The following is a 13,421-nucleotide window of genomic DNA, read 5'->3' on the forward strand; positions in this document are numbered from 1 at the left end:
CTGGGTGAAAGGCTGTGGGACAGGCTTGCGGACTTTCTCAATCGGTAAGCCGGGCCCGCCGAGCTCCGGACCTATCGATCCCCACCTGTGAAACGGGCCCGCCAGACTCCGCACGGGCTGCATTCGTGTAGCCCTGCCTTGCGGATCGCGACCCTCAACTTCTGCCATCGACGGGCCATGACAGATCGTCGCCCGAGCGGCAGAGAACAAGGAACATGGGCGGAATACGCTTGAGAAAGGCCGCGCATAGCCTGCGACGGGCTCAGCCCGCCTCGCCGACGAGGGCTTTGACGATGCGCTCGTGGCGCGTCATCTCGTCGATCAACTGGCCGAGCGTGGTCGCCCCGCGCCCTTCGCAGATGGCGAGCAGGCGGACCAGCACTTCGGCCGTCGCGCGCGCGTCGCCGAGCGCCGTGTGGCGATCGGCCTCGAGAAGCGAAACCCCGAGCCTCTCGGTCAGCGCGTCGAGCGTATGTGTTTCGTGCCCGCCGAAGACCACGGCCGAGATCAGCACCGTGTCCAGGATCGGCGGCTCCGGCGCGGCCCCGGCGCGGCGCAGCATCGCCATGTCGAAAGGGGCATTGTGTGCCACGGGGACCGAGCCTTCGGCAAAGCGGCGGAAGGCCTCGGCCGCGCGTCTCGGGTCGGGTGCACCGGCGACCGCGTCGGTGGTGATGCCATGGACGCGCGCGGCGGCGGCGGGGATCGGGCGGCCGGGATCGACCAGCGTCTCGAACGCCTCGCCCGGCACGATCCGGCCGCCGAGCACGCGCACCGCGCCGATCTGCACGATCGCGTCCGAGGCCGGATCGAGGCCCGTCGTCTCGGTGTCGAAGACCACGAAGCTCAGATCGCGCAGCGGCGTGTCGCGGGCGGCGGCACCGGCCCGGCCCGCAAGCAGCGCGAAGTCGTAGGTGAGCGGGCGCTCGGCCTCGGGGTCGAGCGGCTCGAGCATCAGCATGTAGCCCGAGGCCTCGCCCATCAGCCGGATATGGCCGGTGCAGACCCGGCCCGAGACCGTCTCGGCCACCAGCGACGCGCGGCGCGCGCCCCGGCGGTGCAACTCGTCGAGCGCGGCCTCGATCGGCCCCGGGCGCAGGTATTCGAAAATCGAGGCGTTGAGCCGCACCGGCCCCTCCTGCCCCAGCAGGTCGGCGGACTGCCCGTCATAGAGGACAAGCTTGTGGCCCGGCCCCATGATGCTGACCGCGACCGGCATCCCGGTGAGCACGGCGGCGAGGCGATCCTTCTCGGCGGCAAGCTCGGCGGTGCGCTCGGCCAACGCCTCGGCGGCGTCGAGCGTGGAGCGGCCGAGCCTATGGGTGACGGCGGCGGCGGCAGGCACCAGATCGTCGAGCCAGCGCGCGCTCGCGAGGTCGAGCGGCGTCTGCGTGCCGCCATGCGCATGAGCGCGTAGCCGCGCGGCAAGGGCGATGACCGGCTTGGCCACGTTTTCATCGAAGAGGAGCCAGATCCCGGCGATGACCCCAAGAAGGCCGAAAGCCGCCACCACCCCGGCGGTGACGAAGGGCGAGGCCTGGGCCGCGCCTGATTGCCGGTAACCCAAGGTAAGGCCGACGGTGATCGCGGCCAGCCCACCCAGCCCCGCCAGCGCGAAGAACAGCGCGATGCGCCCCCGCAGGCCCGGCCGCCGCATCTCAGGCCCCCGCGCAGGCGACGAGGAGCAGCGGATCGTCGGGCGGCGCCTGCGTCCAGTCCGCGCCCTCGATCGCCCCGTCGGTGCCGATATCCGCGCCCTCGACCAGCGCGGCGCGCCGGTTTCCGGCGCAGTCGAAGGCGACGGGTACCCGCCGCAGCGGCGCCCAGCGGCCGAAGAAATACATGGTGGCGATGCGTTCGTCCGGGCGGTCGGGATTGGTGCGCAGGCTGGTCCTGTCCACGGCGACGAAGCGGTCGACATAGGGCACGAGATAGGTCCACGGGCGGAAGGCCGCGCGCTCCTCGACCTTGTCGGCGACGACGATCCCCTCGGGCAGTGCGGCGACGGTGCGGCCGTACCAGCTGTATTCGAGGCTGATCGTCGCGGCGATCATCGCCAGCCCCGCAACGGCGGGCATCAGCCAGCGTGGCAGCCGCCCGCCGGTCGCGCGGTTCGCGGCATAAACGACGAGAGCGCCGGTCACGCCCGCGAGGACCACACCGAGGAGTTCCAGAAACATCCCACTTCCTCCCTGCCGCGCACTGTGGCGCGGCCTTGTTACAACAGGCCCCGCCCCTGCATCAGCGCGGCCTGCATGGTTTTGACGACCACGAAGGCGTCGCGCAGATGGGCGCGCTCGAAATCCGACAATTCGTTCGGCTGCATGAAGTTGTCCGGCGTTTCGCCGCGCCTGATCTGGCGGGCCTGATGCTCGATCCGGGTCTGGGCGATCACGTCATAGGCGTTGATCAGGTCGCGCGCGCCATGCAGGCTGATCACCCCCGCCTCGCCCGCCGCTTCGAGCCGGGCGCGGGTGTTCACCGGCGCGAGCCGACCCTGCAGCGCGTAGATCCGGGCGAGATCGACGACCGGGACGACGCCGTTCAGCTTGAGGTCGATATGGTTGCGATGCTCGCCCGAGCGCAGCGTCGCAAAACCGCGCAGCAGGCTTAGCGGAGGCACGTGGCCGGTCGCGTTCGAGGCCATGTGCGCTGTGAAGATCGAATTGCTGCTCGCCGCGCGCAGGGTGTCCTCGTGCAAGGGCGCGAAAAGCCCCTCCTCGCCCGCGATGACCCGCAGGTCGAACATGACGGAGGCGAGCATCTGCGCCTCCTTCGAAGGCCGGGCGATCCAATCGCGGAAATAGCCTGCCCAAACCTCGGTGCGTTGCCGCCAACGCGGGTTAGTGGCCATCATGTTGCCGGGGCAGTAGACGTAGCCTGCGGCGTTCATCCCGTCAGAGACGAAGCGGGCCAGCCCGTCGAACCAGCGCATGTCGTCATCGGTGGCGGCGTCCGAGACAATGAGCGCGTTGTCCTGATCCGAGATCCCGGTCTGCTCCTGCCGGCCTTGGCTGCCGCAGGCGACCCAGGCGAAGGGGACGGGCGCCGCGCCATGCGCCTTCTCAAAGAGGCGGATCAGCCGGCGCGTCGCGCCGTCGGCCATGTCGGTGACGAGACGGGTGACGACCTCGTGGCGGTTGCCCGCTGCGGTGAGCTGGACCAGCAGGTCGGGGATGCGGGCGGTGACAAGCGCGAGTTCCTCGGGCGCGCCCGCGCGCGCCATGTCGCCCAGAAGCCCGGCGGAGGTCGAGGCGAGAAACCGGGTGAGGTCGGTCTGGGTGACCATCCCCACCAGCCGTCCGCCATCGACGATGGGCAGGTGGCCCAGATGGCGTTCCATCATCCGGTGCAGCACATCCGATCCGATGGCGGTGGAGGGCAGCGTGACGGGGCCTTTGGTCATCACCCGGGCGACCGGCGTGTCATGCGGCAGCGCCTCGGCCAGCGCCTTGTTCACCATGTCGCGAAGCGTGACGATGCCGCGCAGCTCGCCATCTTCGGTCACGCAGAGCGACGAGATGCGCCGGTCGCGCATCGTCCGGGCGGCCGCGCGCAGGCTGGTCCCGGGGGCGCAGGTCACCGGGTCGGTCGCCATGAGATCGGCGACGCGGGTCGAGGTCAGCTCCTCGGCGCGGGTGCGGGGCCGGTCGCCGAGCGGGTTGGAGCGGTCGAAGAAGCGGCGCACGAGCCGATGCTCGCGCATCAACTCGGCGAAAAGATCAGGGCCGATCAGCAGCAGCGCGCTCGCCTCGTCGGCGCGGGCGGTGACCAGCGCGGTGCCGCCGCGCTGCAGCGCGCGCTCGCCGAAACTGTTGCCGGGGCCGAGACGCGACACGGTGGCGCCGCGCGCGTCCGTGGTGGTCACGGCGCCGGAGCGGATGACGAACAGGCCGGGCTGCGGCGCGCCGACCTCCGAGAGCGTCTCGCCCCGGGCGACCTCGATCGGGCGGGCCTGCCCGGCGATCCGGGCGCGCACCGGATCGGGCAGCCGGTCCCAGGGGGGCTGCCGCGCGAGAAAGGCATCAATGGGCTGCGGCATCGCGGCCTCCGATAAGGATCGTCCCGCGCCATGCTGGGCGCGGGACGCAAGGCTCGCAAGGGGCGAACGGCGCCGCCCCTCGTTCGGGGTCAGTGGCCGGCGGTCGCCGCCCCTGCGCCGCGCGGGATGCGGACGCTCTCGACCAGCTCCTGGATTTCCTGCGGCGGCTCTTGCGTGGCCCGGCTGATCAAGATCGCCGTGGCGAAGTTCAGCACCGCGCCCACCGCGCCGAAGGAGGTCGACTTCACCGTGAGGAAGAGCGGGTCCGCATCGTCGAAGGAGTTGGTGCCCGGAACGAAGAACCAGCCTTTGTGCAGGAAGATGTAGACCACCGTCACGCCGAGGCCCACGAGCATCCCCGCCACGCGCCGGTGTTGTTCACCCGCTTGGAGAAGATGCCCATCATCAGCGCCGGGAAGATCGACGCGGCGGCGAGGCCGAAGGCGAGCGCCACGGTCTGCGCGGCAAAGCCCGGCGGGTTGATGCCCAGATAGGTCGCCACGGCGATGGCGGCGGCCATGGCGATGCGCGCCGACAGAAGCTCGCCCTTCTCCGAGATGTTCGGCGCAAAGCGGCCCTTCACCAGATCATGCTCACCGCCGAGGAGATGGCGAGCAGGAGGCCGGCCGCGGTCGACAGCGCGGCGGCGAGGCCACCGGCGGCGACGAGGCCGATCACCCAGCCCGGCAGGTTGGCGATCTCGGGGTTGGCGAGAACGAGGATGTCGTTGTTGAAGTTGACAAGCTCGTTGCCCTGCCAGCCCGCTTCGGCGGCGCGGTCCTGCATCGCGGGTGCCGCGTCGTTGTAGTACTGGATCCGGCCATCGCCGTTCTTGTCTTCCCAGCCCAGAAGGCCGGTCTGCTGCCACGTCGCCATCCAGTCATATGCCGGATCGTTCTCGATCGTCTCGACCGACACGGCTTCGGCGTTCGTGCCCTCGGGCCAGAACTGCTGCGTGATGTTGAGCCGCGCCATTGCGCCCACGGCGGGAGCGGTGAGGTAGAGCAGCGCGATGAAGACGAGGGTCCAGCCCGCAGACCAGCGCGCATCCGAGACCTTGGGCACGGTGAAGAAGCGCATGATCACATGCGGCAAACCGGCGGTGCCGATCATCAGGCTGAGCGTGAAGAGCAGCATGTTGAAAGTGTCGCCGTGATGCGCGGTATAGGCGTTGAAGCCCAGATCGGTGACGATCAGGTCGAGCGTTTCGAGAAGCGGCCTGCCGCTGTCGGTATCGGTGAAGAGGCCGAGGGCCGGGATCGGGTTGCCGGTGAGCTGCAGCGAGATGAAGACTGCCGGGATCGTGTAGGCGGCGATCAGCACACAGTACTGCGCGACCTGCGTGTAGGTCACGCCCTTCATGCCGCCGAACACCGCATAGGCGAAGACGACCACGGCGCCGATCAGCAGACCGGTGGTGTTGTCCACTTCGAGAAAGCGGCCGAAGGCCACGCCGACGCCGGTCATCTGGCCGATCACATAGGTGAGCGAGGCCACCAGGAGGCTGATCACGGCCACGAGCCGCGCGGTCGGGCTGTAGAACCGGTCGCCGATGAACTCGGGCACGGTGAACTTGCCGAACTTGCGCAGATAGGGTGCCAGCAGCAGCGCCAGCAGCACGTAGCCGCCGGTCCAGCCCATCAGATAGGTGGAGTTGTCGTAGCCGGTGAAGGCGATGAGGCCCGCCATCGAGATGAAGGAGGCCGCCGACATCCAGTCGGCCGCGGTGGCCATGCCGTTGGTCACCGGATGGACGCCGCGACCGGCGGCGTAGAACTCCGCCGTGGAGCCCGCGCGGGCCCAGATCGCGATGCCGATATAGAGCGCGAAGGAGGCGCCCACGAAGATCAGGTTGAGGGTGAACTGGTCCATGGCGCTTATTCCTCCTCGACGCCGTATTGCCGGTCGAGCCGGTTCATTCGCCAGGCGTAGAAAAAGATCAGCGCCAGAAAGACGAGAATCGACCCTTGCTGCGCGAACCAGAAGCCCAGATCGGTGCCGCCGATCCCGATCCAGCTGATCAGCGGCCGCAGGATGATGCCGAAGCCAAAGGAAACGATGGCCCAGATGATGAGGCAGATGGTGATGATCCGCACGTTGGCGGACCAATAGGCCTTGTCATCCTTGGTCATCGTGGTTGGTGGATGTGTCGTGTGATCCGACATGCGGGCTCCTCCCGTCGTTGCGTGGATGGCGGCCCTCACGCGTTCCTCCGGCCGCCGGTCTTGGTCTTCGCTCAGGCCGTTTCGTACCGCCGGACGATCTCCGACAGGGCCTGCGCGATATCTTCGATCGCACCCATCGCCGGCACGCGCTCAAGCGTGCCCCGGGCGCGGTAATGGTCGATCAGCGGCGCGGTCTCGGCGTGGTAGGCCGCGAGCCGCGAGGCCACCGTCTCGGCGGTGTCGTCGGCGCGCCGCTTGAACTCTGTGCCGCCGCAGACGTCGCAGATGCCGGGTGTCTCCGGGCGCTTGAAGCTGTCGTGCCAGCCCTCGCCGCAGGTGGCGCAGGTGTAGCGGCCCGAGATGCGCTCGACCATCGCCGCGTCGTCCACCTCGAGGCTGATCACCGCCGAGACCGACTGCCCCCGCCGGGCCAAGAGGTCGTCGAGCGCCTCGGCCTGCGCCGGGGTGCGCGGAAAACCGTCGAGGATCACGCCGCGCGCCACGTCGGGCCGGTCGAGACGATCGTCGAGGATGGCGATGACGATCTCGTCCGAGACGAGCCCGCCCGCCTCCATCACCTCTTTCGCCCGCGCGCCGGCCTCGGTCCCTTGGGCCACGGCGGCGCGCAGCAGGTCGCCGGTGGAGAGCTGGACAAGGCCGAAGCGCTCCTCGAGCTTGCGCGCCTGCGTGCCCTTTCCCGCGCCCGGAGGCCCGAGAAGGATGAAGGCGGGCGCTGCGCGGGGATATCCCTGTCCGCCATCGGCCTCAGCCCCGGTTCATGCGGTTGTCGATCAGCTCGTCCACCACCGAGGGGTCCGCGAGCGTCGAGGTGTCGCCGAGGCTGCCGTGATCGTTCTCGGCGATCTTGCGCAGGATGCGGCGCATGATCTTGCCCGAGCGGGTCTTGGGCAGGCCGGGGGCCCACTGGATCAGGTCGGGGCTGGCGATCGGTCCGATCTCCTGACGCACCCACTGGCGAAGTTCTTTGCGCAGTTCCTCGGAGGGCTCGATGCCGTTCATCAGCGTGACGTAGCAGTAGATCCCCTGCCCCTTCACCTCGTGCGGATAGCCGACCACGGCGGCCTCGGCGACCTTGGCATGGGCGACCAGCGCGCTCTCGACCTCGGCCGTGCCCATGCGGTGGCCCGACACGTTGATCACGTCGTCGACGCGGCCGGTGATCCAGTAGTCGCCATCGGCGTCACGTCGGCAGCCATCGCCCGAGAAGTAATAGCCCGGATATTGCGAGAAATAGGTCTGCTCGAACCGCTCGTGATCGCCCCAGACGGTGCGCATCTGACCGGGCCAGCTGTCGGCGATGGCGAGCACGCCCTCGACTTCGGTCGCCTCCAGCACTGCGCCCGACTGCGGGTCGAGCACGACGGGCTGCACGCCGAAAAACGGCTTGGTGGCCGAGCCGGGTTTGGTGGCGGTGGCGCCGGGCAGCGGCGTGATGAGATGCCCGCCCGTCTCGGTCTGCCACCACGTGTCGACGATCGGGCAGCGGCCCTTGCCCACCACCTCGTTGTACCAGTTCCAGGCCTCGGGGTTGATCGGCTCCCCCACCGTGCCCAGCAGGCGCAGCGCGCTCAGGTCATGCTTCTCGACCGGCGCGGCGCCGTGGCCCATCAGCGCCCGGATCGCGGTGGGCGCGGTGTAGAATTGGTTGACCTTGTGCTTGGCGCAGACCTCCCAGAAGCGGCCCGCATCGGGCCATGTCGGCACACCTTCGAACATCACGGTGGTCGCGCCGTTGGCGAGCGGGCCATAAACGATGTAGCTGTGCCCAGTCACCCAGCCGACATCGGCGGTGCACCAGTAGACGTCGCCCTCATGATAATCGAAGGTGATCTGGTGCGTCATCGCCGCATAGAGCAGATAGCCGCCGGAGCTGTGAACCACGCCCTTGGGCTGACCGGTGGAGCCCGAGGTGTAGAGGATGAAGAGCGGGTCTTCCGCGTTCATCTCGGCGGCCTCGGAATGGTCGTCGGCCTCGGCCATCAGCTCGCCATAGTCGAAGTCGCGGCCCTCGACCCAGGTGGTCTGGCCCCCGGTGCGGCGAACGACGAGGCATTTGACGTCGTCGTCGCAATGCAGCAGCGCCTGATCGGTGTTGGTCTTGAGCGCGGTCTTGCGGCCGCCGCGCGGCGCCTCGTCGGCGGTGATGACGAGCTTGGCGTCGCAGCCGTTGATCCGCGCGCCAAGCGCATCGGGCGAAAACCCGGCGAAGACGATTGAATGGATCGCGCCGATCCGGGCGCAGGCGAGCATCGCATAGGCCGCTTCGGGGATCATCGGCAGGTAGATGACGACCCGGTCGCCCCTGCGCACGCCCAATGTCTCGAAGACGTTTGCAAGGCGGCTGACCTCGCGGTGCAGCTCGCGATAGGTGATGTGCCGGGCCGGATCTGCCGGGTCGTCCGGCTCCCAGATGATCGCGGTCTGCTCGCCGCGGGTTTCGAGATGCCGGTCGATGCAGTTCTGCGCGACGTTGAGCGTGCCGTCCTCGAACCACTTGATAGAGACGCCGCCCAGGGCGAAATCGGTATTCCTGACCGTGGAATAGGGTTTGATCCAGTCGAGCCGCCTGCCCTCCTCGCCCCAGAAGGCGTCGGGATCGGCGACACTGTCGCGATACATCCGCTCATAGGCCTGCGCGTCGATATGGGCGCGGGCGGCCACCTCCTGCGCGGGCGGATAGACAGGGCCCGAGAGCCTTGTTTGGGTGTTCATGGCGAACCTCCTCCTCCGGTTCCGATGCGCCGCGGCCTCCTCCTCGAACCGCCTGTTACCAGACAGCACGATGCACCTGCGGCACGAAATCTCCTCGGGAGTGTCATAAGGGAACTTTGCAAAAATGTAGGCAAGCTACTCAGTCCGCGACCCATTTTTGTAAATTTGTTTTCGACGAGTGATGAAATACTGTAAAGTTTCTGCAAATGCACAGGGCTTGCGCCAGTCTGTCGCGAGCGGGCACAGGAGCGGCAGACCCTTGCCCCGATGCATCTTTCGCGCGAAGAATCGCGGGATACCTCGCGGCTTGGCTTGATCACCCTCCGGTTTCGTACCAGTCGCAGTCATGCGGGGTGGGGTGATTGCCGTGCGCGCGCTTCGGGACTATTGCCGGTCGTCAGCCCGGCCCTCGTGCACGGATCGCCCCGAACGCCACCCTCTCAGCCGCAAAGGATCACGAGACGGTCATGAAAACGGATGATTTCCTGAACGGTCTGGGGCTTGGGCCTGTTGCCCAGATCGACTGGCCCGAAGTGTTTGATCAGCTGCACGAAGGTCTGGTGATCGCCGAGGTGCTTCGGGAGGAGGATGGCGGCCTCAACTGGTGTTATCTCCATGTCAACAAGGCCTGGTCCAGGCTGACGGGGCTGAGCTCGGCGGGCATCGTCGGCAAGAAGGTCACGGAGGTGATTCCCAATGTCGAGCCGCACTGGCTCGAGGATTTCGCCCGCGTCGCCGTCGACCAGCGCTCGCGCACCTTCAAGGGGCCGGTCTCGCAGCTGGGCCGCACATACAACATCCGCGCCTTTCCCATCGCGGCCAACCGCTTTGGCCTATTGTTTCTCGACGTGACGGAGCGCGAGGCAAACGAGGCCCGGCTGGCGCAGCACGCCAAGGACCTCGAGGCGCGGATCAGGGCCGAGTTCGGCTCCCGCACCCGCATCTGGGAGGTGTCGCCAGACATTCAGGTCGTGGCGAATCATGAGGGCTATTTCGAACAGGCGAACCCGGCCGCCATTGCGACGCTGGGCTTCGCGCCGGAGGAGCTTTGCCGCATTCCTTTCATGGATCTGGTGCATCCCGACGACCGGGTGAACACCCTCGCCGCCTTTGAGAACGTCAAGCGGGATCAACCCGTGCTCCGCTTCGAAAACCGCTATCGCTGCGCCGATGGCGGTTATCGCTGGCTGTCATGGGTGTCGGTGCCGCATCAAAGCAAAATCTACGCCACCGCGCGGGACGTCACCGAGGAAAAACATCGCGCCGCCGAGCTGGAGCTGCGCCGCGCCGAGCGGAGCAACCTGTGGTCCGCCTCGCGCGATCTGCATGTCATCGTGTCGCTCGACGGGCATTACCTCGAACTGAGCGATGCCTGGCCTGCCCAGCTCGGCTATCCGGTCGAGGAGCTGACGGGGGCGAGGTTCGACGCGCTGATCTTCGAGGAGGACATGGCTGTCGCCCATGACCTCTTCGCGCAGCTGTCCCGGACCGGATCGGTCGATGACGCCGAAATGCGCATGCGCGACAGCAGCGGCGCGGCGCGCTGGTTCGGCTGGAGCGCCGTGATCAGCGGCGACGTCATCTTCGCCACCGGCCGGAACCTCGACGAGAGACGGCGGCGGGACGATCAGCTTCGGCTGGCCGAGGCGGCGCTGACCCAGTCGCGCAAGCTCGAGACGCTGGGCCAGCTCACGGGCGGTGTCGCGCATGACTTCAACAACCTGCTGGCGGTGATCCAGTCGAGCTTGAGCCTGTTGCAGACGCGTCTCGACCCCGCCGATGCCCGCGCCGCGACGCTTCTGGACAACGCTCTTTCGGGGGCGGAACGCGGCGCCAAGCTGGTGCAGCACATGCTCGCCTTCGCGCGCAAGCAGGATCTGGCCCCGACATCGGTCGATATCTGCGGCCTCGTGTCGGGCATGGATCAGCTGCTCGAAAGCTCGCTCGGCCCCGAGATCGAGGTGCGCCGCCGCATGGAGGACGAGGTGCCGCCCGCGCTCGTCGACGCCAACCAGTTCGAGATGGCCGTGCTCAACCTCGTGGTCAACGCCCGCGACGCGATGGAGGGCAAGGGCGTGCTGACCCTGTCTTGCGAGACGCGCGACGGCGATGCCGACCCCGAACTCCCGCCGGGCCGCTATGTTCGCTTTGCGGTGACCGATGACGGCCCCGGCATGGACGCCGCCACGCTGGCGCAGGCGACCGAACCCTTCTTCACCACCAAGGGCGTCGGCCGGGGCACCGGTCTCGGGCTCAGCATGGTGCACGGGCTGGCGCGACAGTCGGGGGGCGCGTTCCGGCTTTGCAGCGCGCCGGGCCGCGGCACGACGGCCGAGATCCTGTTGCCCGTGGCGGCGGTCGCGCCTGCCGAGATCCCATCGGCGTCCGCACCCTCCGACCGTTCGGACGAGACCGGAAAGCCGCTGAAGATCCTCGCGGTGGACGATGATTTCCTCGTGCTGATGGGGACGGTCGGAATGCTGGAGGAGCTGGGGCACGAGGTGCTGCAGGCTGCACGCGGCGACGAGGCGCTCGATATCTTCGAAGCGCAGGGCGACATCGACCTCGTTCTGACCGATCAGGCCATGCCGGGCATGACCGGGGCCCGGCTCGCCGAGGCCATGCGGGCCCGGCGGCCGGATCTGCCGATCATTCTGTGCACCGGCTATGGCGAGCTGCCCGAAGGGAGCGAAGCTTCGTCTCGGGTCGTCTTGGCAAGCCGTTTTCCGAGCGCCAGCTCAGCGAGGCGATCGACCGCGCGCGGCCCCAAAGGACTAAGCACCCGCTACGCGCGGCTATTCGCGCGGCGCGTCTTTGCGCAAGAGGTCGTCCTCTTGGGCACGCTCGGCCTGCACCATCGAGATGAGGGCCTTTTCCTCGGATTGGTGGAAGGCGGCGGCTTCGGGTTCGGGCCGGGCCTCGCGCGGCGCCTGCGGTTTCGGCCCTTGCGCCGGCGCCGGGGCCCCCATTCCTTCGAGCCGGATGCGGTAGGTGGTGTCGGGGATCGACACGCCCGCGGCCTCGATCGCGCCCTTGACCAAACGGATCGCGTCGCCGCGCGCGGTGGCGAAACCTGTGGCGTTCTGGTCGATCCAAGCGCTGGACCGCAGGATCGCTCCGGATTCGGTCACATCCTCGATCCAGACCAGGGGCGCCGGTTCGGCCAGGACGAAGGGCAGCTGCGTCAGCCTGCGCTGTGCCAGAAGCCGCGTCGCCTCCAGATCGGCATCGGGGTCGATGCCGATGTCGAAGCTGAAACGCCGCTCGGGGTTGCGGGTGTAGTTGATGATCCGGCTCTTGAAGACCACGGAGTTCGGGATGCGGATGTGGTTGCCGTCAAGCGACAGCAGGATCGTCGCGCGCGAGGTCAGCCGGATCACCCGGCCCGTGTCGCCCTCGATCTCGACGAGGTCGTTGGGTTGGAACGGCTGGCGCAGGCTAAGCATGATCGAGGCCACGAAGTTCTCGACCGTGTCGCGCACAGCGAAGCCGATGGCGAGGCCGACGAGGCCCGCCGCACCGAGGATCGTGCCCAGGAGCGCCGCCGCCCCCGCGATGTCGAGCGCCACGACCACCCCGGCAATGCCCATCGCGACCCGCACCGCCTGCCGGTAGAGACTGGCGATGAAGGTGTTGGGCGCGAGCCGGTCCCAGAACCGCGCCCGCGCCAGCAGGAGGCCGAGGCCCACCACGGATGCGAAGACGGCCAGCGCCAGCAGCATGAGCGGCAGCCGTGCCACAGCCTGCGCGATCCGGGTGCGAAATCGCTCGAAGGCGGGATTGAGCTGCTCGGCGATCTCACCGGTGGCCTCGATTTCGTTGCGCACCGCGACCACGCCGTCGAGCCGCTCCGCGATGGCGGCGATCTCTGTGCTGTCAGCCTCCTCGGCCACCTCGCCGGTGAGCCGGACGACCCCGGCACTCACGCCGACGCCGATGCCCTCCCGGTCCAATGCCTCGAGGATCGCGCCGAGGCGCCGGCGATCTCGTCATCGGGGCGGACATCCTCCACGCGATGGGCGGCGGGGGTGCCGGGGTGGGCGTCTCCTGCGCGCGGATCGGCGCCAGCGGTGTCAGCGAGGAGGGTGAGGGCGAGGAGGAGGGATCTGGACATGCCGCAGAGCTAGGGCCGCCCGGCCCGCCGCCCATCCCCGACGTGGCGGCCACCTCTTCGCGGCCGGACATGCGCGGCGCCGCGCCTAATCGGCCTCCGCGCCCGCCTCGTGACGCCGGACCCGCAGCATCGTGCTCGACACCGCCAGAAGATGCCGCTCCATCTCGGCGGCCGCCTCCGAGGGGCGGCGGCCCGCGATATGGGCAAAGAGGTCCTGATGCTGGCGCCCGAGCGCGGCGATCCGCTCGGGCGAAAAGGTCTCGCGCCGCCGCACGGTCCATTGCGCATGCCGCCGCACCGAGCGGATCGACTGGTGGATCGTCAGGAACAGCGGGTTGTGGCGCCAGCTCGGCGATCTTGAAGTGGA

The 13,421-nt window shown here is 68.4% G+C and carries 8 protein-coding genes and 2 pseudogenes; 1 reads left to right on the top strand and 9 read right to left on the bottom strand.

Going from position 1 to position 13,421, the window contains the following annotated elements:
- Positions 1 to 262: 262 nt before the first annotated feature.
- The 7 genes and pseudogenes from MBELCI_RS16185 to acs form a co-directional block, all read right to left on the bottom strand.
- Positions 263 to 1,657, bottom strand: a complete 1,395-nt coding sequence (locus MBELCI_RS16185; RefSeq protein WP_021695321.1) for a 3'-5' exonuclease — start codon at positions 1,655 to 1,657, stop codon at positions 263 to 265.
- Between the two features lies 1 nt (position 1,658).
- Entirely contained in the window at positions 1,659 to 2,180 is a 522-nt protein-coding gene (locus MBELCI_RS16190) for a hypothetical protein (RefSeq protein WP_021695322.1), read from the bottom strand.
- Between the two features lie 38 nt (positions 2,181 to 2,218).
- Positions 2,219 to 4,042 (bottom strand): putative nucleotidyltransferase substrate binding domain-containing protein, encoded by a 1,824-nt coding sequence (locus tag MBELCI_RS16195; protein WP_021695323.1) that lies wholly within the window; start codon positions 4,040 to 4,042, stop codon positions 2,219 to 2,221.
- 89 nt (positions 4,043 to 4,131) lie between these two features.
- A pseudogene (locus MBELCI_RS16200) lies at positions 4,132 to 5,914 on the bottom strand (sodium:solute symporter family protein).
- Between the two features lie 5 nt (positions 5,915 to 5,919).
- Positions 5,920 to 6,207, bottom strand: coding sequence for a DUF4212 domain-containing protein (locus MBELCI_RS16205; protein WP_021695325.1), 288 nt, complete (start codon positions 6,205 to 6,207; stop codon positions 5,920 to 5,922).
- A 71-nt stretch (positions 6,208 to 6,278) separates the two neighbouring features.
- Positions 6,279 to 6,929 (bottom strand): adenylate kinase, encoded by a 651-nt coding sequence (locus MBELCI_RS16210; RefSeq protein WP_045320356.1) that lies wholly within the window; start codon positions 6,927 to 6,929, stop codon positions 6,279 to 6,281.
- A gap of 43 nt (positions 6,930 to 6,972) precedes the next feature.
- On the bottom strand, positions 6,973 to 8,940 hold the full coding sequence (acs, locus tag MBELCI_RS16215; protein WP_021695327.1) for an acetate--CoA ligase: 1,968 nt from the start codon (positions 8,938 to 8,940) through the stop codon (positions 6,973 to 6,975).
- Between the two features lie 467 nt (positions 8,941 to 9,407).
- On the opposite strand from acs, the pseudogene MBELCI_RS21990 reads away from it, so the two are divergent.
- A pseudogene (locus tag MBELCI_RS21990) lies at positions 9,408 to 11,624 on the top strand (hybrid sensor histidine kinase/response regulator); the annotation flags it as partial.
- 111 nt (positions 11,625 to 11,735) lie between these two features.
- Here MBELCI_RS21990 and MBELCI_RS20135 read toward each other — a convergent pair.
- Positions 11,736 to 12,866, bottom strand: coding sequence for a mechanosensitive ion channel family protein (locus MBELCI_RS20135; RefSeq protein ID WP_235047671.1), 1,131 nt, complete (start codon positions 12,864 to 12,866; stop codon positions 11,736 to 11,738).
- A 273-nt stretch (positions 12,867 to 13,139) separates the two neighbouring features.
- Positions 13,140 to 13,421 (bottom strand): FCD domain-containing protein (locus MBELCI_RS16225; protein WP_045320357.1); only part of this gene is annotated, 282 nt, incomplete at its 5' end.

Source organism: Limimaricola cinnabarinus LL-001 (assembly GCF_000466965.1).
GTDB lineage: Bacteria > Pseudomonadota > Alphaproteobacteria > Rhodobacterales > Rhodobacteraceae > Limimaricola > Limimaricola cinnabarinus.